The organism is Stutzerimonas stutzeri (genome assembly GCF_000952685.1).
GTDB lineage: Bacteria > Pseudomonadota > Gammaproteobacteria > Pseudomonadales > Pseudomonadaceae > Stutzerimonas > Stutzerimonas stutzeri_E.
On record NZ_JYHV01000029.1, the window covers coordinates 277,405 to 297,163 of the forward strand.

The 19,759-nt window shown below is 63.5% G+C and carries 21 protein-coding genes and 1 pseudogene; 10 read left to right on the top strand and 12 right to left on the bottom strand.

Translation table 11 applies throughout. From position 1 onward, the window contains the following. Positions 1-87: 87 nt before the first annotated feature. Positions 88-1,311, top strand: a complete 1,224-nt coding sequence (locus UF78_RS15965; RefSeq protein WP_045163186.1) for an MFS transporter — start codon at positions 88-90, stop codon at positions 1,309-1,311. 63 nt (positions 1,312-1,374) lie between these two features. Here UF78_RS15965 and UF78_RS15970 read toward each other — a convergent pair whose 3' ends face one another. Together UF78_RS15970 and UF78_RS15975 are read right to left on the bottom strand one after the other, a co-directional pair. Next, positions 1,375-2,397 carry a MerR family transcriptional regulator gene (locus tag UF78_RS15970; protein ID WP_045163187.1) on the bottom strand — a complete coding sequence of 341 codons (1,023 nt, stop codon included), beginning with the start codon at positions 2,395-2,397 and terminating at the stop codon, positions 1,375-1,377. A gap of 126 nt (positions 2,398-2,523) precedes the next feature. Continuing rightward, positions 2,524-3,249 carry an SIMPL domain-containing protein gene (locus tag UF78_RS15975; protein WP_045163188.1) on the bottom strand — a complete coding sequence of 242 codons (726 nt, stop codon included), beginning with the start codon at positions 3,247-3,249 and terminating at the stop codon, positions 2,524-2,526. Positions 3,250-3,425: 176 nt separating this feature from the next. On the opposite strand from UF78_RS15975, the gene UF78_RS15980 reads away from it, so the two are divergent. After that, positions 3,426-4,373, top strand: coding sequence for an alpha/beta hydrolase (locus tag UF78_RS15980; RefSeq protein ID WP_045163189.1), 948 nt, complete (start codon positions 3,426-3,428; stop codon positions 4,371-4,373). A 64-nt stretch (positions 4,374-4,437) separates the two neighbouring features. Here the strand turns inward: UF78_RS15980 and UF78_RS15985 are convergent, their stop codons facing one another. After that, positions 4,438-5,340: an alpha/beta fold hydrolase gene (locus UF78_RS15985; protein ID WP_045163190.1), complete on the bottom strand. Its 903-nt coding sequence runs from the start codon at positions 5,338-5,340 to the stop codon at positions 4,438-4,440. Between the two features lie 285 nt (positions 5,341-5,625). On the opposite strand from UF78_RS15985, the gene UF78_RS15990 reads away from it, so the two are divergent. Then, the gene (locus UF78_RS15990; RefSeq protein WP_045163191.1) at positions 5,626-7,485 is read left to right on the top strand and encodes an SLC13 family permease; all 1,860 of its coding nucleotides are present in this window, start codon (positions 5,626-5,628) and stop codon (positions 7,483-7,485) included. An 18-nt stretch (positions 7,486-7,503) separates the two neighbouring features. Here the strand turns inward: UF78_RS15990 and UF78_RS15995 are convergent, their stop codons facing one another. From UF78_RS15995 to UF78_RS23020, 4 genes are all read right to left on the bottom strand, one after another. Beyond that, complete coding sequence (locus UF78_RS15995; RefSeq protein ID WP_045163192.1) at positions 7,504-8,514, bottom strand: alpha/beta fold hydrolase; 1,011 nt, start codon at positions 8,512-8,514, stop codon at positions 7,504-7,506. A 229-nt stretch (positions 8,515-8,743) separates the two neighbouring features. After that, on the bottom strand, positions 8,744-9,172 hold the full coding sequence (locus tag UF78_RS16000; protein WP_045163193.1) for a hypothetical protein: 429 nt from the start codon (positions 9,170-9,172) through the stop codon (positions 8,744-8,746). A gap of 81 nt (positions 9,173-9,253) precedes the next feature. Beyond that, positions 9,254-9,460 (bottom strand): hypothetical protein, encoded by a 207-nt coding sequence (locus UF78_RS16005; RefSeq protein WP_230623672.1) that lies wholly within the window; start codon positions 9,458-9,460, stop codon positions 9,254-9,256. A gap of 64 nt (positions 9,461-9,524) precedes the next feature. Continuing rightward, positions 9,525-9,674: a hypothetical protein gene (locus tag UF78_RS23020; protein ID WP_196298683.1), complete on the bottom strand. Its 150-nt coding sequence runs from the start codon at positions 9,672-9,674 to the stop codon at positions 9,525-9,527. Between the two features lie 202 nt (positions 9,675-9,876). On the opposite strand from UF78_RS23020, the gene UF78_RS16010 reads away from it, so the two are divergent. Further along, a complete protein-coding gene (locus tag UF78_RS16010; protein ID WP_045163195.1) occupies positions 9,877-10,272 on the top strand; it encodes a hypothetical protein in 396 nt (131 codons plus the stop codon). Positions 10,273-10,415: 143 nt separating this feature from the next. Beyond that, complete coding sequence (locus UF78_RS16015) at positions 10,416-11,681, top strand: DUF445 domain-containing protein (protein ID WP_045163196.1); 1,266 nt, start codon at positions 10,416-10,418, stop codon at positions 11,679-11,681. 36 nt (positions 11,682-11,717) lie between these two features. On the opposite strand, the gene UF78_RS16020 is transcribed toward UF78_RS16015, so the two are convergent. From UF78_RS16020 to UF78_RS16035, 4 genes are all read right to left on the bottom strand, one after another. Continuing rightward, positions 11,718-12,377, bottom strand: coding sequence for an ABC transporter ATP-binding protein (locus UF78_RS16020; protein ID WP_045163197.1), 660 nt, complete (start codon positions 12,375-12,377; stop codon positions 11,718-11,720). Next, positions 12,370-13,131 carry an ABC transporter permease gene (locus tag UF78_RS16025; RefSeq protein ID WP_045163198.1) on the bottom strand — a complete coding sequence of 254 codons (762 nt, stop codon included), beginning with the start codon at positions 13,129-13,131 and terminating at the stop codon, positions 12,370-12,372. Before UF78_RS16025 ends, UF78_RS16020 begins: the two co-directional genes overlap by 8 nt. Then, positions 13,128-14,138 (bottom strand): ABC transporter substrate-binding protein, encoded by a 1,011-nt coding sequence (locus UF78_RS16030; RefSeq protein ID WP_045163199.1) that lies wholly within the window; start codon positions 14,136-14,138, stop codon positions 13,128-13,130. Before UF78_RS16030 ends, UF78_RS16025 begins: the two co-directional genes overlap by 4 nt. 122 nt (positions 14,139-14,260) lie before the next feature. After that, entirely contained in the window at positions 14,261-14,707 is a 447-nt protein-coding gene (locus tag UF78_RS16035; protein ID WP_045163289.1) for an HIT family protein, read from the bottom strand. Between the two features lie 192 nt (positions 14,708-14,899). Between UF78_RS16035 and UF78_RS16040 the strand changes: the two genes are divergently transcribed. Then, complete coding sequence (locus UF78_RS16040) at positions 14,900-16,135, top strand: M20/M25/M40 family metallo-hydrolase (protein ID WP_045163200.1); 1,236 nt, start codon at positions 14,900-14,902, stop codon at positions 16,133-16,135. 122 nt (positions 16,136-16,257) lie between these two features. Then, a complete protein-coding gene (locus UF78_RS16045; protein ID WP_045163201.1) occupies positions 16,258-16,962 on the top strand; it encodes a glutathione S-transferase N-terminal domain-containing protein in 705 nt (234 codons plus the stop codon). 125 nt (positions 16,963-17,087) lie between these two features. Here the strand turns inward: UF78_RS16045 and UF78_RS22695 are convergent. Beyond that, positions 17,088-17,308 (bottom strand): annotated as a pseudogene (locus tag UF78_RS22695) (anti-sigma factor domain-containing protein); the annotation flags it as partial. Positions 17,309-17,458: 150 nt separating this feature from the next. On the opposite strand from UF78_RS22695, the gene UF78_RS16050 reads away from it, so the two are divergent. The 3 genes from UF78_RS16050 to UF78_RS16060 all read left to right on the top strand — a co-directional run bounded on the left by UF78_RS16050 (position 17,459) and on the right by UF78_RS16060 (position 19,720). Then, the gene (locus tag UF78_RS16050) at positions 17,459-17,878 is read left to right on the top strand and encodes a YciI family protein (RefSeq protein WP_045163202.1); all 420 of its coding nucleotides are present in this window, start codon (positions 17,459-17,461) and stop codon (positions 17,876-17,878) included. A 19-nt stretch (positions 17,879-17,897) separates the two neighbouring features. Next, entirely contained in the window at positions 17,898-18,320 is a 423-nt protein-coding gene (locus UF78_RS16055; RefSeq protein ID WP_045163203.1) for a VOC family protein, read from the top strand. Between the two features lie 239 nt (positions 18,321-18,559). Further along, positions 18,560-19,720 (top strand): DUF1624 domain-containing protein, encoded by a 1,161-nt coding sequence (locus UF78_RS16060; RefSeq protein WP_045163290.1) that lies wholly within the window; start codon positions 18,560-18,562, stop codon positions 19,718-19,720. Positions 19,721-19,759: the final 39 nt, after the last annotated feature.

A 19,759-nucleotide genomic window follows, 5' to 3' on the forward strand; every position in this document is an offset into this window, starting at 1 on the left:
TACTGAGCCGAAAGCAGCCAGCGCTCCCCTTCCGGCGCGCTGCACGGGATAATCCCGCATTTTTCTCCGCCACCTCCGAGGACGACCATGACGGCGTACACCGCCCCGCCGACGCCGCGCTTTTCTCCGCGCGCGATCCTGTTGATAGAGCTGGCGCTAGCCATGGGCGGTTTCGCTATCGGCACAGGCGAGTTCACCATCATGGGACTGATGCCCAACGTGGCGCAGGGATTGGGCATCAGCGAGCCGCAGGTCGGCCATGTGATCAGCACCTACGCTTTGGGTGTGGTGGTCGGGGCGCCGCTGCTGGCGATCCTCGGCTCGCGGTTGTTCCGCCGACATTTGCTGTTGCTGCTGATGAGTTTCTTCGCACTGGGCAACTTCGCCAGCGCCATGGCCCCGGATTACCACTCGCTGATGCTGTTCCGCTTCATCGCCGGACTGCCCCACGGCGCCTATTTCGGCGTGGCCATGCTGGTCGCCGCATCGATGGTGCCGGCGGATCAACGCGCCAAGGCGGTCAGCCGGGTGCTGGCCGGACTGACCATCGCCATGCTGATCGGCAACCCCATCGCGACTTGGCTGGGGCAGTGGCTGAGCTGGCGTTGGGCGTTCGGCCTGGTGGGGCTCATCGCGCTGCTGACGGTGCTGCTGGTGGCAATCTTCCTGCCACTGGACCGTAGCGAGCCACGTAATAATCCGATGCGCGAACTACGCGATTTCAATCGCAAACCGGTGTGGCTGGCGCTGGCCATCAGCTCGATCGGCTTTGCTGGCATGTTCTGCGTGTTCAGCTACCTGGCGCCGACCCTGCTGGAGGTTACCCGCGTCAGCGAAAGCTGGATTCCGGTGGGCCTGGCGGCCTTCGGTCTGGGCGGTATCGTCGGCAATATTTTCGGTGGCTGGCTATTCGATAAGCTGCGCTTCAAAGCCATCGCCTGGCTATTGCTCTGGAGCATTTTCGTCCTGCTGGTATTTCCCTTTGCCACCCATTCACTATGGACCATCCTGCCGGCGGCCTTCGCAGTGGGTACCATGGTCTCGCTGTCGCCTGCACTGCAGACGCACCTGATGGACGTAGCCGCCGATGCGCAGACGCTGGCCGCGGCGTCCAACCATTCGGCATTCAACGTCGCCAACGCGCTCGGCCCATGGCTTGGCGGACTGGCCATCAGCGCTGGCCTGGGTTGGACCTCCACCGGCTACATCGGCGCTGCAACCGGTGCGGTCGGTTTGTTGGTGTTCTGGTGGGCCTGGACATCACGCGACGACGATCAAGCGTCCCCCGAAACGGCCATCGCCTGCGATTGAATACCCGAATTAACGTGGGAGGGGTTGAGTTCGCAGTATCCATCCCACGCACAACTCATAGCGTCAGGTGCAGAGCGCATCGACCGCCTGGCCGAGGTAGCGCAACAGGCCTTCATCAACCCAGGTGCCCTCCATCAGGCTGGGCTCGCGCTGGTTGGCCTGGCGAATCGTCTGCTGGATCCGCGGATCGTCACCGGCATAGGCGCGAAACAGTGCCAGCCAACGTCGGGCCAGCTGCCGCACCTGCTCGGAGTCGGGCGCCAGGCCATCCCGTTGCGCCTTACGCAACGCAGCGATCAGGCCAGGCCATTCACGCATGCTGTCCAGATAGTGCCGACGCATGAACGCCATGCTGTCGGGATCGAGGTAGCGCTCGTACACGGCCAGCTTGGTCTCGGCAAAGGCTCGTAGCACATAGTCACTGACCTCACGGGAGATGCCGGTCTGTTGTTGCAGTACCGGTTCTTCCAAGTGCATGGCGTCGAGTTTCGCCAGCAGGCCAGGATCGGCCGCGGTGTCCCGCTCCAGTTGCTGCATCCAGCGTCGCGCCAGCGCTTTCGCCCGTTCGTCCTGCGGGTCGACTTCTTCGTATAGCAGCCGTGCGCCCTCCTCGGCCAGTTCGGCCCAGCGGGCATCGCTCACGGCGTTGCGGTTGTAGAACGGCAGTTGCCGCAGTTCGTCTTCGGAAAAATACTTCTCGTACATGCTCATCAACTCCAGTGCTTCCAGCCAGTCGGCAAGCGCCGGCTCGTCGCCCGAGACGCACTGCTGATGCAGCTGCGCCAGCCGTTCGCGCAGCCGTATCTGGCGTGCGATCTGCTGGTCGAGCAGGCTCAACTGCTGCTCGATCACGGCGGACACCGACCGCCCTTGCCGGTCGAGAATCGCTCCGACTTCGGCCAGCGAAACACCCAGGCTTCGTAGCGCCTGGATCTGCTGCAACCGTGCAACATCGTCACGGTTGTACAGCCGATAGCCCGCGTCGGAGCGCGCGGATGGGCGTAGCAATCCGATGTCGTCGTAGTGGTGCAAGGTCCTGACGGTCAGACCACAACGCCGGGCCAATTCACCTACTTTCAACTGCATCGCAAAGCGCTCCTCGTCCGTGCGAAAGTGATGGTCGGGCCTCACGCAACGTGAGGGTCAATGGCATCAAGGAAGTTTTTCGACAGCGACCGTCCCGGATACGAGCGGATCGTTGCGACGTGATGTTTACTGAAGGGCGTATTCGAAGGTACTGACTACCCGCAGACGCTTGCCCGGCGTGCGACCGGTATCCATGTCGCTGCCATCGTCGTCGAGCACGCGGATCACCCCCTGATTGGCGTTTTTCAGCTCGCCCAGACGCGCACCAGCATCCTCGGCGAATTTGGCCGCCTGCTCGCGCGCGTTGCGTGTGGCGTCTTCCAGCAAGGCCGGCTTGAGATCATTGAAGCCGCGCAGCTGATAACGTGGCCCGCTGAAACCGTTCTGCTCGGTATCGAGCTGGATACCGGCCTGGATCAGCGGATCGACACCGTTGGCGGCCTTGCCGACCGCCTCGACACGCATCGACTTGACCAGCACCTGGCCGCTGCCGTTGAAGCGCAGGGCGATCTCCTGCGGCGCCCATTCACGCGCCAGCAGGTCCTGAACCTGCAACGGGCGCACCTCGATCTCGTCATCAGCGAAGCCCTGCTCGCGCAGGAACGCCACCACCCGGCTGCGATCGTCCGACAAGCCCTGCTGGACGCCGGCGAAATCGTTGCCGGCGCGACGGAAGCCGAGCGTCCAGACGGCAAAATCGCTTTGCACGTCGCGTTCTGCCAGCCCTTTGACCGTCACCGAGCGGTCGGCCATACGAAAACGTTCCACTCCCTGTCCCACCGACCAGCCGGCGAAGGCGAGCGCGGCGGCAATCAACAGGGCGGGCAGCAAACCGATGCGTGTTGTGATCACGATGAAACTCCTGAAAACGACGGGAGCCAGGATGCTAACCCGCGCTGAAGGCCAATGGTGCGAAGCGGACGTCGCTACGCTGCAATCTGTAGTAAAGACTTGTCGTCGCGAGCCGCTTGCATGCGCCCGCCAGCTAATCGCTCAATGGCGCTTCACTAGGAGATGCCCCAGCCGCCATGTCGACCTTGTCGCTCTTTCGCAAAAAAGCCCGCTCCAATTTCTTGCTGTTCATTGCCGCGGCGCTCGCCGTCCTGCCGATCGGCTGCTCGCTGCTGGAGCACAAAGAGCGTGAACTGGTGTTCCGAATCGAGCCTGGTACAGCCAGTTGGTATCGCGGGCTGCCCAGCGGCGTGGAAGAACGCGAATTAAGCGCGCCAGCGTTCGGCGACAGCCAGAACATTCACGCTTGGTGGTGGCCAGCCGAACAGGTAAACGCGCCGGCAATCCTTTATTTGCATGGGTCGCGTTGGAATCTCACAGGGCACTTGTTCCGGCTGGAGCAAATCCGTTCGCTGGGCTTTTCAGTGCTGGCGATCGATTACCGCGGCTTCGGTCAGAGCTTGGGCGAGCTGCCGTCCGAATCCAGCGTTTACGAGGACGCGCGGATTGCCTGGGATCATCTCAAGACGCTGCAGCCCGATGCCGACAAGCGTTTGATCTATGGCCATTCGCTGGGCGGTGCGGTGGCGGTGGATCTAGCGGCCGAGCTGGGTCTCGAAGCCGAACGTCGCGGCGAAGCACCGCCCGCACGCGCGCTGATCGTCGAGTCCAGCTTCACCAACCTGGCCGATATCGCGACGGAAGTGGCCGACACCCCCTGGCCGATCCGCTGGCTGGTGTCGCAGAAATTCGATTCGATCGACAAGATCGATCAGATCGGCATGCCGCTGCTGCTGGTTCACGGTACGGATGATCAATACGTACCGGCCCGCTTCAGCGAAGAACTATACGCCGCCGCCAAGCACCCCAAGCAGCTTCTGCTGATCGAAGGCGGCACCCATAACAACGCAATGCGTGTGGGTCGCCGAGCCTATTCCGACGCCATCCGGGAATTGCTGGCTGCGCCAAGGGAGCACGCTGCGGATAGCGGATCGCCCGGAGACGTGCATACCAACCGCGGCTAGACACCGTTTGGGCCTGAAAGCACGGCTTCGCTACGCCGGTAACGCTGGATCCCGCAGTGCGTACTCAACAGGCCTCGCAGGCGACGGGCTGGGGCGCGTCCGACCAAGGATTGCGGCCCTCGCCGATCCACGCCAGGCTCGCCAGCCAGAAGCCGTCACGGTGGCGTTCATGGAACAGATCGAAATGCCCGACGCGCGCCAGACCCAACTCGGCGGGGCTGAGCCGCACATGGTCGCGCTGGCTGTTGCGGTAGTAGCTCAATCCCCGCTCGATGGCCGGCGAGGTGCCGTACTCATCATCGCAGACGCTGACCGCCAGAATCGGGGCGTAGACGGCGGCGAATCGCGCCAACATCTGTTCGCGCTCATGCGCTGGGTAGCTGTGCTCCATTCGCGCCCGGCGAAACGCCCACTCCAGCGCCACGCCGGCCGGCAGGTCTTCCAGCCAGCCCAGCCGTCGTCCCGGAAAATAGCCGTAGACCGCCGTCACGGCCGGCATGAACAGATGCCACTTGGCAAACATCCGCCAACGTTGGGCGGCGGCGTAATCGCGCCAATAGGCATATTGCGCGCCGACGCTGAGAAAGCGGTCCACTTGGCTGGCGGCCTCGGCGAACCCCGGCAGAAAGCCACCGATGCTGTGCCCGACCGTGACCAATAGGCCGTCCGGGTCGCGCTCACGCATCCAGCGCACTGCCGCATCGAAATCGTAGTCGCCCCAGTCGCGCCAACGAATGTCGACCCCGCGCAGGTTCTTTGGCCGCGAGCCGCCGATACCGCGGTAATCGTAGGTCAGCACCGCATATCCATGCTCGCGCAGAAACGCGGCGTAGCGGGCGTAGTAGCGTGCCAGCACGCCGGTTGCGCTATTGATGATCACCGAGCCGCGCGCCTCGCCATTGGGCAGCCAGAGCTGCGCGGCAAGCGAATAGTCATCGCGGCATTGCAGAAACATATGCTTGGGCATGGGCGGCCGTCGCTTCGTGGGGTCTCGTGCAACATTGCCCGCTGCAGCCATTTTTGGCCAGCCCATTGGTGGAGCCGGCCGATACGCCGTGCATCACGACTAGGCGGCGGCGCTGCGATGCAATCACAATGGTCGCCGGTTCCCTACCGTGAGACCGTCAACGAACGCAGCGCTGGTCCAGCGGTCCATCATCGGGCTGACGCGGCGCCGCCGCGGCGTCTGCTTTCATCCAACCGCTCTGCTCTCCGCCTTTGACTGCGGTACAGCGGCCTTTCGGAGTTCTCCATGCAAAGCGATCAGCTGATCGTATTCGCCGTGCTGGCCGCAACACTGGGGCTGTTCGTGTGGAATCGCTGGCGTTACGACATCGTTGCGCTCGGCGCCCTGCTGGTCGTCACCCTGACCGGTATCGTGCCGCCAGAGAACACCTTCATGGGCCTTGGGCATCCGGCGGTGATCACTGTCGCTGCCGTACTGGTGCTCAGCCGCGGCCTGCTCAACAGCGGCGTGGTCGATTCACTGGCGCGCCATCTGACCCGGGTTGGCGACCAGCCCTGGATTCAGGTGCTGACGCTCACCGGTATCGTCGCGCTGTGCTCGGGCTTCATGAACAACGTCGGCGCGCTGGCGCTGTTCATGCCGGTCGCCGTATGGATGTCACGCCAGAGTGGCCGCTCGCCCTCCTATCTGCTGATGCCGCTGGCGTTCGGCTCATTGCTCGGCGGTACCCTGACGCTGATCGGTACGCCACCCAACATCATTATCGCCGGCTATCGGCGTGAAGTCGGCGAGACGCCGTTCCGCATGTTCGAGTTTCTTCCCGTAGGTCTGGCGATCACGGTCGCCGGCGTTCTGCTCATCACCCTGTTGTGGCGCCTGACCCCGCGTCGCGAGAACCAGAGCGGTGATCAGGAGCTGTTCGAGATCAGCGCCTATATGACAGAACTGCAGATTCCGCAGGGCAGCAAATATGCCGGTCGCACCTTGCGCGATCTGCTGGTCGCAGGCGGTGAAGAAGCCGATGTCATGGTCATCGCCCTGGTACGCGCCGGGCAGCATCAGCGCATGCCCTCGACCTACGAAGTGCTGCACGAGGAAGACGTTCTGCTGGTCGAAGCCGATTCGGACAGTCTCAAGAGCTTTCTCGACGTGACGCACCTGCAGCTGGCCGCCGAGGCGGACAGCAAGGCGGAAGCGCGTGAGAAAGCCGAGCAGGAAAAGCGGGCCGAAACTAATGGCGACAAGAGCCAGCAGCCAGATGACCCGGACGCCGATCGCACGCCTCGCGGGGAGCGCGCCCTGGCAGAGGCGATCATTACCGCCGGCTCGTCCCTGGTCGGCACGACCGCAACCGGCCTGGCGCTGCGTGAGCGCCACGGGGTCAACATCCTTGCCGTGGCGCGCCAAGGGCAGCGACTGCAGCAACGACTGGGCAAGATCCGCTTCGCCGCGGGCGACATTCTGCTGCTGCAGGCACGCGAGGATCAGCTGCAATCGACATTGAGCAACCTCGGTTGCCTGCCGCTGGCATCGCGCGGTCTGCGTATCACCGCGCCTCGCAAGGTGTTGTTGGCCAGTAGCATTTTTGCCGGCGCGCTGGCGCTGATCGCGTTCGGCGTGGTGCCCGCGGCGATCGCATTGGTCGGCGCGGCATTGGCGATGGTGCTCGTGGGGCTGGTCCCCACCGGCGACATCTACAAGAGCATCGACATGTCGGTCATCGTCCTGATCGCCGCGATGCTGCCGATTGGCGAGGCACTGGAAACCACCGGCGGCTCGCGCCTGATCGCCAACGCCCTGCTGGACATCAGCCAGGCGGCGCCACCGGCCGCCACGGTGGCGACCCTGATGATTGGCGTGATGCTGTTATCCAACGTGGTCAATAACGCCGCTGCCGCGGTGCTTGCCGCCCCCGTGGCGATCGCCCTCGCGCGCGGTATGGACGCCTCTGCCGATCCGCTGTTGATGGCGGTCGCCATCAGTGCTTCCTGCGCCTTTCTAACGCCCATCGGACACCAGTCGAATACGCTGGTCATGGCCCCCGGCGGCTACCGTTTCGGTGACTACTGGCGGCTCGGGCTGCCGCTGTCGATCTTGGTGGTGCTGGTGGCCGTACCCGTCATCCTCTGGGTTTGGCCTCTATAGCGGCGTCCGCGGCGTGGTTCAACGCGTCTTGAGTCCATTGAGCAACGCCCCATGGAACACATCCGGCGCCTCGACCTGCGGTGAGTGGCCTAGCTCAGGGAAAGGCACCAGGGTCGCGTTGGGAATCATCGCCGCGGCCTGCCGGCCAAGTTCGGGATAATCGCCCAGGCGTTGCGCGACGTCTTCCGGCGCTCGATTGGCTCCCGGTGCGGTGCGGTCCTTACCACCGATCAGCAACAAGGTTGGCACACTCAGCGTGTCGAATTCGTGGATCACCGGCTGGGTGAAAACCATGTCAGACGTCAGCGCCTGGTTCCAGGCAACGATCTCTTTGCCGTCACCGGCGTACATCCCGGCCAGCATGCTCACCCAGCGGTCATAGCGCGGTTTCCAGCTGCCGTTGTAGTAGAACTTCTGCTGGTAGGCTTTGATCTTTTCGAAGTCGGTCTTCAACTCGCTCTGATACAGTTCTTCGATTGACGCGTAGGGCACGCCTTTTTCTTGCCAATCCTCGAGCCCGATGGGGTTGACCAGTACCAGCTGCTCGACCATCTGCGGATAATTGAGCGCGAACCGTGACGCCAGCATGCCACCCATGGAATGACCGATCACGGTGACCTTCTCCAGATCCAGCGACTCCAGCAGCGCGCGGGTGTTGTGTGCCAGCTGCGCAAAGCTGAACTGGTAAGCCTCAGGCTTGCTGGAACTGCAAAAACCGATCTGATCGGGCGCAATCACTCGATAACCGTTCTGCGAGAGCGCCGCGATGCTCTCCTCCCAAGTCGCCGCACAGAAGTTCTTGCCGTGCATCAGCACGACCGTTCGCCCATTGCCTTTGCCCGCTGGGGGCACGTCCATGTACGCCATGGTCAAAGGTTGGCGCTGAGACGAAAAGTCGAAGCGCTTGATTGGGTGGGGATACTCAAACCCTTCAAGGTGCGGCCCGTAGGTCGGCTGTTGTTCAGCGTGCAGCACGGGGACGACAGTCAGCCCGGCGGCGAACATCAAGGAGGATATGGCTCGTTTCACGCATCAACTCCTGGCAGGCGACCATTCGGCCGCGATGACGTATGGGTCGTTGTGCGGAGCGGGCTGTCTTCAGAATCCAGACAGGCACCGAAGGCTCAAGCACAACGGTTTGCCTATCTGGGAGCACGAAACCGAAGTGAGGGTTCGGCGAGGACGGTGCAAGAATGTTTCTTTGTGATACCGCCTCGTACCGGGATCAAACAGACACCCGATGCGAGCGACAGCGACGCTACTGGGCGTCGACCTGCTGGATATCGAAGCCGATACGGTTGTCGGCGCTGATGCGAAAGTGCAGCGTCTCGCCAGTCTCAACTCGCGCGGCCCGCTCGCGTAGCAGATTGCCCATGCCGCACAGGGTGTCGTCTTCGGGATCGGACTCGATGCTGACGATGCGCATACCCTCCGGCACCTGCAACCGCACCTGTTCGCCGACGTGGATGCGTGCGGCGAGCTTGCGATCGACCATCACCGCCACATAGCAACCACCGCCGCGCACGCCGAAGTCGCGGGTCACCACCAGCTCGCCGCCGTTGGTGATGGGCGTCTGATAGCCGCGCAGACGTTCCTGCGGCACCGGCTTGATGTCCTCCGGGTCAGCCTGCCAGGACGAGCAGCCGGCCAGTGCCAGTAGGGAAGCAAATGCGAGGGGCAAGCGCATGCGGGACTCTCCGATCAGATAAGCGAAGCGCTGATGGTATGACAGGTTTACGCTCGCCATGCGGGAAATACGGCGGCTGATCTAACGGGTCGACACCGGATGGCTGCTCCCGGGATAGGGCCGCTCTTCTTCTAGCCCGCCGTCGCGCCGGTAGACCTCGACCGAAGCGGTCTTGCCCGCCATGAATCTATCCAGCTCGGTGAACATCTCGTCCTTGGTCACCGTCCGTAGCACGGTTTCGCGGGATTGCGGGTCGGTCAGCTCCCAGCCCATCGGGGTTGGATTCACGTGGTATTTGTCATGGGTACTCCTGATGGCGGGCGCAGGTTCGATCGCGTCCTGGGCTGGCGGGCTATCGGTCGTCGACACCGTCCTCGATCTCGCTTTCGTCGAAGTCCGGATCCTCGCCGGGCTCTTTCTCACCGCTATCGGTCATGGTGACGTCCGGCGATTCGTCAGCGGGATGGTCATGTTCGGATTGATCCTGATGGTGCTGGCTCATGGCGATCTCGCTGTATGACGCAATGGGGTCTATCGCATTGGAGCCGCCTCAGTCCGACGGCGTTCGCTTCACCAGGTGCCGGCGGTCCGATCGCCATCGGTTGCCGGCAGGAGAATCCGCCGCGCCGGCCAACTTGCGATTGCAGCCGCACCAGGACTCCACCACACTGCCGTCAATCCCACCTGTGACCGGAGCTGCCCCCATGCCTGCCAACAACCATCCCCCGCGCGACAGCATTCTGGCCGACCCGAATGCGCTCAGCTGCACCATCTACCGTGCCCACGAAACCGATCCGGACGGCGAAGAAAAGGACATGGGCGACGCCCGTGTGATCATCACCGGACAGTTCGAACCGCCGCAGGAATGGGACGCCAAGGCGCGCGCCGATTACTTCGACGGCATGCCGGAAGACGCCTTCTTCACGGCTGTATTCGCCAGCGAAGCCGGCACCGACTCCAAGGGCTATTTCACCGTCGAGGCCGATGATTACGCCGCCGTGACCGAGCAGGACGGCACCATCTCGATGTTCTATGTCTGCGAGCGCCTGGACGACGGCACCTACGTGCTGCTGCGCGAAGAAGACGACGGCGAGGAATAAGCCGCCGGTACCGCCCGCCGCACTAACGCAACAAACGGGTAATCGAACCCGCTCCCACCCAACCGGGTCTGCTCTTCATGGGCAGCCCGTCGGTCGTCCGGCCGAACCGCCTGCATCATCCGTCGCCATCAAAGAGGAATCGCATGAGCCCTCTGCAACATCGCTGGCAGTCGCCGGTTTTACGTATGAAGCTGGTCGCCGGCCTTCTGCTGCTGCTCGCGGCCCTGCTCTATGTCGTGGCGACCGCCTTGGAACCACGGCACCCGGCTTGGGGTTATCTCGCTTCTTTCGCCGAAGCGGCCATGGTTGGCGCCATTGCCGACTGGTTCGCCGTCACCGCCCTGTTCCGCCACCCGCTAGGCCTGCCCATTCCGCACACAGCAATCATTCCGCGCAGCAAGGCCCGGATCGGGCAGAACCTGTCGGTCTTCATCACCACCCACTTCCTTTCCACCCCATTGGTACTGGCCAAGCTGGAGGCTCTGGATATCGGCGGACGCCTGGCCAACTGGCTGCGCCATCCGGCCAATGCCGACGCCGTCGGCCGGCAGCTCACCGGCATGGCACGTTTCGGCGCCGAGTCGCTGCATGACGAGCGGGTGCAGGCCTTCGTCCAGGCCAAACTGATCAACCGCGTGCGCAAGATCGATCTTGCGCCGGTCTGTGGTCAGGTGCTGGAAATGCTCACCCGCCAGGGCAAGCATCAGGCGATGCTCGATGAAGCGCTGATCAAGCTCGACACCCTGCTGCAGGATGACGACACCCGGGCATTGGTAGCCGACGCCATCACCGCCGAAGTACGTACCCTGCGCTACCTGGGCCTGGGCAGGGCCGTCGGCGGCTGGTCGGCGAACAAGTTCGTCGACGGCGTTTCGGCGGTGATCGCCGAAGTCGCCGAAGATCCCGAGCACCCGCTGCGCGAACGCTTCGACGAGCATGTCGGCGAATATATCGAGCGGCTCAAGCATGACCCGGCCTATCGGCTGGAGGTCGAGCGCCTCGTCGCTCAGTTGCTTGAGCATCCAGCCACCACCGACTACCTACAAACGCTCTGGCGCGAGCTGGCCGACTGGCTGGAAGCCGATCTGGACAGCCCGGACTCGCGCATCGGCAAACGGATCGTGCGCCTGACCCAGGGCCTGGGCGACTCGCTGGCCGCCGACACCGCGATGCGCACCTGGATCAACGAGCAATTGATGGCTGCCGCACCCACGATGCTCGAGCGCTACCGCGGGCAGATCGGTAAATACATCGCCCAGCGCGTGGAGAACTGGGAGAGCCGTGAGCTGGTCGAGCAGATGGAGCAGAGCGTCGGCAAGGACCTGCAGTACATCCGAATCAACGGCACCCTGGTCGGTGGGCTCGTCGGCCTGGTGTTGCATGCGCTCACGCAGCTGGCCGTTGGGTAGGCGGCCGCGAGGGAGATCGGCAATGCCCCGCTACATTCAGGCGCTGAGCAGACGCAATGTTTCGCTGATATGGCTGGCGCTCGCATCGCCGGTCAATGGCCGATCCCAACGTAGGGTCGCCGGGTGCCCGGCGAGGTACCACAAGCGATTGGCCAGTTGATCGGCATCGCGCGCGTCGTGGGTCACGCAGATCATCGCCATCTGCGGCTGCGCGTCGAGCAGGCGGACGATAAGCGCGCGCAGTTCCGTCGCGCGGTCGGGATCCAGCGAAGCGAAGGGTTCGTCGAGCAACAGCAAGTCCGGGCGGATCGCCAGGCTGCGCGCCAGCGCCGCACGACGCGCCATGCCCAGCGACAACTGATCGGGCAGCCGATCCGCGGCATCGCCCAGCCCCACCTCGCTCAGCAGTCGCTCTATGTCTGCCGCCGAGGCGCCGACCAGTGCCAGATTCTGGCGCACGGTGCGCCAGGGTAGCAGGCGATGCTCCTGAAACAGGTAGCCGACCCGCGGAGGCTTTCCCGCGCGGAGCGTCGGCACCAGCCGTGGATCGAGCCCGGCGATGGCGTTGAGCAGGGTCGTCTTGCCGATACCCGAGGGGCCAAGCAGGCAGATGCGGTCGCCGGCAGATACCTGCAAATCGATCGCCCCTAACACCGGATGGGCGGCCGCGGCACCATCGACGCGCAGCTTAAGCATGCTGCACGCCCGCCTCGCGCCAGGCCGACGCCCGTCGTTCGAGGGGTTGCAACGCAGCCAGTTCGATCAGCTGCACCACCGCAATGAAGGTCAGGCTGTAGGCCAGGATGCTCGCCACGTCGAAGACCTGAAAGGCCATGTGCAGCTGGAAACCGACGCCGTCCGAGCGCCCGAGCAGCTCGACCACCAGCACGATTTTCCAGATCAGCGCCAGGCCGCCTCGGGTCGCCGCCATCAAGTAGGGAAACAGCTGCGGCAGCCACACATCCAGTACCCGCTGGCGACAGCTGAAAGCGTATACCTGGGCCATCTGCTCGAGCTTCGGATCCAGGCTGCGCGCGCCTTCGCGCAGCGTGACCGCGACATTGGGCACCTTGTTAATCACCACCGCCAGCACGGCCGCCGCTTCCACCAGGCCGAACCAGACGTAGAGCAGGATGATGGTCACCAGCGCCGGCAGGTTGAGAAACAGCACCAGCAGCGGATCGAGCACGGCGTTGGCCGTGCGCGAACGGCCCATCCACACGCCGAGCAGCGCGCCCAGGGCCATCGCCAGAATGAAACTGATCAGCACCCGACGCAGGGTTACCACCAGGTGATGCGGCAGCTCGCCATTGTGCAGCGCGCGCCAGAAGGTCTCCAGCACCGCTGCCGGCGAGGGCAGCAAAGGGGTGTGCATCAGCCATGCGATCAGCGCCCAGAATGCCACCAGCAGGGGCAGCGCGAGCCAGCAGGCCCAGCGCGTATCGCTCATGGTTCGCTCTGGAACAACGCGGCCGGCATCAGGGCCGCCGGGGCGGTGCCGGTCAGCGTCAGCAAGCGCTGCAAGGTCGCGATGCGCGCCGCGTCCAGCGGTTGCGGAATGCCCTCGACAAAGCTGTTGCGCAAGGCGGCGAACACCGCCTCGTCATCGGCCCGCATCAGGGGACGAATCGCCTGCCACGGCTCTGAGCTGCTCGCCAACGCACGCTTGGTCTGGCGCAGGGCCCTGCTGAAATGCCGCAGCAGCGCCTCGTGCGACGCGGCCCAATCCTCGGCGAACAGGTAGCCGAGCACCGGCAGATCGGGGGCGAGGTCCAGCGTGCGGAGCAGATCAGCCAGACGAAATGCACTGCGCACGCCGCCTTCGCCACGCAAGCGCGCCGAGAAATGCCAGAAGGTCAGCAGCGCGTCGATCTGGCCGCGGCGCAGCGCCTGCCCCAATAACGGCGGCGCGGCGTACTGCACGGTCGCGTCGCGCGCCAAGTCGATGCCCTGCCGCGCCGCCACGCGCTGCAACAATTGCCAGCCGAGGCCGTCCGGCCCGCCTGCGACACCGATGCGCTTGCCGCGCAGGTCGGCCAGTCCGTGGATGTCGCTGCCCTCGCTGACCAACACTTCGCCGATCTGCGAGGAAAACGGCACGTAGCGGTAGGCGGTGCCAGCGGTATAGCGCGCCTGGGCCCAGAGCAGGTCGCTCACCGCCCCGTCGACGCTGCCGCTGGTCAGCGCCAACCGCGATGCTGGCAGGTCGGCCACCAGGAGCACCTGCAAGTCGAACCCGTTAGCGTGATCCAGCCCGTGACGCTTGAGGTGGTCGAGTTCCCAGTGCGGCGTCCCGAACTGCAACACGCTGAGAGTCAGCACCGGCAACGCTCGCTCCTCGCTCTGCGCGGACGCAAGTAGCGGGACCAAGGCCACCAGAACTGCAGGCAGGCATCGACGCGCCGCTCGGAAGGCGCGGACGGAGAACCGGGTGAGGAACCACGAAGCAGGCATCATGCCCGCAGGGTACGAAGACGCCAGCCCGTCACGAATAGTACTTTGGTGCTCGTTGGCTGCTGCGATGGTCGTGGCTACGGCGGTGCAGCAGCCACGATCTCACGCGGCCTGTGATCGAAGACCTAAGCGCTCTGCTGCTTCAGCCGCTGCACCAGCCGTGCCTGCAGTTTCTCCAGTTCTGCCGGCTCCGCCTTGCCCGCCGCATGGATGCCCAGCCCTTCGCCGGCAAAACGCGGGACGATGTGCACATGGATGTGAAAAACCGTCTGCCCCGCCGGGGCACCGTTGAACTGCGCGACCTGCACGCCGTCGGGCTGCAACTCGTCGACGATCACGCGGGTCAGCTTCTGCACCACCGCCATGACCTTGCACAGCGCCTCGGTATCCACATCGAGGATGTTGCACGCCGCGGAGCGCTTCGGAATCACCAGCGCATGGCCGTAGGACTGGGGGAACAGGTCGAGGAAGGCAAGCACGTCGTCGTCCTCGTAGAGCTTGTAGCAAGGCGCATCGCCCCGAATGATCTGGCCGAAAATGTTTTGCGGGTCGTAGGGAGTGGTCAGCGACACGTGCAGCGCTCCATGAAGTGGGGTGAGCGCCAACCATAGCGGGAGCCGACCACGCAGAGCCAGCGGTACGTTGATGGCGTTGCGCAAGCCTCGAGCAGCCCTGACACATGCATTCGAACGCATATGCACCGGAACGATGCAACGTCGCGAGCGCTCTCAATCTCACCACCCACCCGAACCGAGGTCTTCACAATGCGCGTCCGTCCCTCCCCGCTCGCCGCTGCCGTTGCCCTGTGCTTCTTTTCCCTGACCAGCTTTGCGGCCGACCTCAAGCCCGACGAGCTACTCAAACAGGCCGAAGCCGAGCAGAAGCCCTATCTGGAAACGGTGAAGGCGCTGGTCGCCGTCGATACCGGCACCGGGCTGGAAAAGGGCCTGGCGACCGTCAGCCAGATGCTGGTCAAGCGTCTCGAAGCCTTGGGGGCAAGTGTCACGACCACGCCCGCAACGCCTTCGGCAGGCGACAACATCGTCGGCACGCTGAAAGGCTCGGGCAGCAAGAATTTCATGCTGATGGTTCACTACGACACCGTGTTCGGCGAAGGCACGGCCGCCAAGCGTCCGTTCCGCATGGACGAGCAGCGTGCCTACGGGCCCGGCGTCGCGGACGCCAAAGGCGGCGTGGCGATGATTCTTCACGCGTTGGAATTGCTCAAACGCGAGGGCTTCGACGACTACGGCAGCATCACCGTGCTGTTCAACCCGGACGAGGAAATGGGCTCGTCGGGCTCGAAGCAAATCATTGCCGAGCTGGCGCGCAAGCATGATTACGTCTTCTCCTACGAGCCGCCGGACAAGGATGCGGTGACCACCGCCACCAACGGCATCAACGCGGTGATACTCGAGGTGAAGGGCAAATCGTCCCATGCGGGCTCGGCGCCAGAAGAGGGTCGTAATGCCGTGATGGAACTGGCCCACCAACTGGTGCAGCTGCGGGACCTGGGCGATCCGAGCAAGGGCACCACCGTCAACTGGACCATGATCGAGGGCGGCGAGAAGCGCAACATTATCCCCGCCAGCGCGAAAGCGGAGGCGGACATGCGCTACTCGGACCTCAGCGAGTACGACCGGGTGCTCGCGGATGCCAAACGGATCATCACAAAGCAGCTGATCGACGAGACCACGGTCGAGGTGCACATCGACAAGGGCCGCCCGCCGCTGGCGAAGAATGCCGGCTCCGAAGCCTTGGCCAAAACGGCGCAGGAACTCTATGGCGAGATCGGTAAGGATATCGAGCCCATTGCCATGCGCTTCGGCACCGACGCCGGTTACGCCTACGTCCCGGACAGCGATACGCCTGCGGTGCTGGAAACCATGGGGGTCGTCGGTGCCGGCCTGCATTCGGACGAGGAATACCTGGAGCTCGCCAGCATCGCGCCGCGCCTGTACCTGACGGTGGCGATGATCAAAACGCTTTCCACGCAGTGATTGTTCAGCCCTTGAGCAGAACGCGGCGCGGGGGCGCATTGACGGCCCGCGCCGGAAAATGACCGCGTCACCTCGCAGCCGCTATCCTCACCTACCGAATCCTGTCTTGCGGAGAGCGCACCATGCATGACCTGTCTTCCTTCCCCATCACCCAGAAATGGCCCGCCAGCTACCCTGATCGCCTGCAGCTGTATTCGCTGCCCACGCCCAACGGGGTGAAGGCGTCGATCATGCTGGAGGAGACCGGTCTGCCCTACGAGGCGCATCTGGTCAATTTCGAGAGCAACGATCAGCTCTCGGAGGAATTTCTCTCACTGAACCCGAACAACAAGATCCCGGCGATCCTCGATCCCAACGGACCGAATGGCGAGCCGCTGGCACTGTTCGAGTCCGGTGCGATTCTGCTGTATCTGGCGGAGAAGACCGGTCAGTTCATGCCGGAGGATGCCGCGGCTCGCTACGAGACGATCCAATGGCTGATGTTCCAGATGGGCGGCATCGGCCCGATGTTCGGCCAGTTGGGCTTCTTCCACAAATTTGCCGGCAAGGACTACGAGGACAAGCGCCCACGCGATCGCTACGTCGCTGAAAGCCAACGCCTGCTGGGCGTGCTGGACAAGCGCCTGGAAGGCCGCGATTGGCTCATGGGCGGCCGCTACAGCATCGCCGACATCGCCACCTTCCCATGGGTGCGCAACCTGGTGGGCTTCTACGAAGCGCGCGAACTGGTGGAATTCGAGCGCTTCGTTAACGTGCAACGCGTGCTGGACGCCTTCATCGCGCGGCCGGCAGTGGCCAAAGGTCTGAACATCCCGCCACGTGGGTGAAGGCCCAAAAAATTACTGATAACAGCCACAAGTCGTAACCGGCTTATCAGGCGCGGGCCGGGCATCTGATGAAATGCAGTCAGCGCTGATCCGATCTGTCCGAGGCGCGGCGAACCGCGCCCACCTCAGATCACCTTCGCCGCACGGCCGATGAACTGAATCGGCCCGGTCGGCGACCCGGTGGGCTGCTCCAGCGTCAGCTCGAAGAGTTGGTTTGGTTGCAACGGCGGAAGGTCGTCCAGGCGAATTTTGACGACTCACCCGGCTTGACCAGGCCAAGGGAGACCGGTGCCTGCCAGCGGCCCGCCTTGGTCCAGAGCCGCAAGGCCTTGCCAAACGGCATCTCTTTTTCATCCACACGCAGCGGTGGCTGGAGTTGTCAGAAAAAATCGCACATCCGTGTCGATTCCTTTGGCCGTGAATCGACCAATGAACAGAGCCAGCGGATTGAGCAGCACCGACTAGGCTGTTCTTCAACTGACAAAGGAGCCGCACGATGCGATTCATGGTGATGATCAAGGCCAACCAAGACACCGAAGCGGGCGTGATGCCCAGCGAGGAGGTGCTCGCGGCGATGGGCCAGTACAACGAGGAACTGGTGAACGCCGGCGTCATGCTGGGCGGCGAAGGCCTGCACCCCAGCCGCCGGGGCGCGCGCGTGCGCTTCAGCGAGGGGCAACCATCGGTGGTGGATGGCCCGTTCATCGAAACCCGCGAGCTGATTGCCGGCTACTGGCTGTTCCAGACCGGCTCGCTGCAAGAAGCCATCGACTGGGTAAAGCGTTGCCCAGCATCCGCCATCGGCGATTCGGAAATCGAGATTCGCCAGATTTTCGAAGCCGAAGACTTCGGCGCCGAGTTCACCCCAGAGTTGCGCGAGCAGGAAGACCGGTTGCGCGCACGGATCAGCCAATAACCCGAATAGGAGAACACCTATGAAAATCACCCCTTATCTCACCTTCGACGGCCAGGCGCGCGATGCCTTCACGCTCTACCAGAAGGTGCTGGGCGGCACACTGGAGATGATGACCTTCGCCCAGGCGCCAGAATCCGAGCATTTCCCGGCCGAACATCGGGAGCGGATCATGCATGTCTGCCTGAACCTGGGCGATTACCAGTTGATGGCGTCCGACACCATGCCCGGCGATGCCTGTGGCGGCGGCCCGTACGAAGGCATCAAGGGCTGCTCGATATCCCTGCATCCGAAAAGCGTTGCCGAGGGCGAGCGCGTATTCAACGGGCTGGCCGAAGGTGGCCAGGTCGTGATGCCACTGGAAAAAACCTTCTGGGCCGAGCGTTTCGGCATGTTCGTCGACCGCTTCGGCGTGTCCTGGATGGTCAACTGCGAGCAGGCCTAACGGCAGCTGTCGCCTAAGCACTGCCACCGATGCGAAGACGCCTGACTCCGCGCTGAGCCAAGCGTCTTCCACCCTACCGCCCCGACACCCGACGCGACTCGCGGAGCGAGCTGCCATGGCTCGCCATACGCGCCATGCGATTTTGGATTTTGCGCTCCGTCTATTTTGTTATAACGTATCGCAAGCCGTACGAGCAATCGCTGATTGCCGCCTCCAAATCCCCCGTCGTGAGCCGTTCCATGCCCTCCACCGCTGCCTCGCCAAATCCGGCGCGTCTACTTTCCATCGACGCGCTGCGCGGTCTGGTGATCCTGTTCATGCTGCTTGACCATGTTCGCGAAACCTTTCTGCTGCACATGCAGGTCTCCGACCCCATGGATGTGACAGTCACCGAGCCGGCCCTGTTTTTCAGCCGCACCTTGGCGCATCTGTGCGCGCCGGTGTTCATTTTTCTTACCGGCCTGTCCGCGTTTCTATTCGGCGAGAAGTACCAGGGACGCGCCGCCGTATCGAGCTTCCTGCTCAAGCGCGGTTTGTTTCTGGTGATTTTGGAATTCACCTTGGTCAATTTCGCCTGGACCTTCCAGTTCCCGCCGAGCGTGATTTACCTTCAGGTGATCTGGGCCATCGGGCTAAGCATGCTCGCCCTGTCGGCGCTGCTCTGGTTACCGCGCACGTTGCTTGCGGCGCTGGGGCTGGTGATCATTGCCGGACATAACCTGCTGGACCCGTTGCAGTTCGCCAGCGATTCGCTGATGCATGTGCCCTGGGCAGTCCTGCATGACCGTGGCTGGATCGAGGTATCGGAAAGCCTTCGCCTGCGCACGTCCTACCCACTGCTGCCCTGGATCGGTGTAATCGCCCTGGGTTACGCTGCGGGGCCGTTGTACGCACGGCCCGCCGATGCGGCATGGCGTCGGCGCCGCTTGCTGGGCTGGGGCCTTGGTTCGTTACTGGTATTCGCGCTGCTGCGGCTGCTCAACGGCTACGGCGAACAACCCTGGAGTGCGGGTGCTAACGCCGTGCAAACCCTGATGAGCCTGCTGAATATCACCAAGTATCCGCCGTCGCTGTTATTTCTCTGCCTGACATTGGGCATTGGGCTGCTGTTGCTGCTCTGTTTCGAACGCAACCAGGAGCGCGGCTGGCTGCGGCCATTGACGGTGTTCGGCGCCGCGCCGATGTTCTTCTACCTGCTGCACCTGTACGTGCTGAAGTTGCTCTATCTCGCCGCTGTGGCGATATGGGGCCTCAATCGCGGCAGCCACTTCGGCTTCGACGCGGTTTGGCCGCTGTGGCTGGGCACGCTGGTCCTGGCGGTCGCACTGTACCCAGCGGTACGCTGGTTCGCTGAGCTGAAAGCACGGCGACGGGATATCGCCTGGCTCAAATATCTTTGACGCAAGCCTCTCGTTGGCTGCGCATCAGAGGCAGCGGCC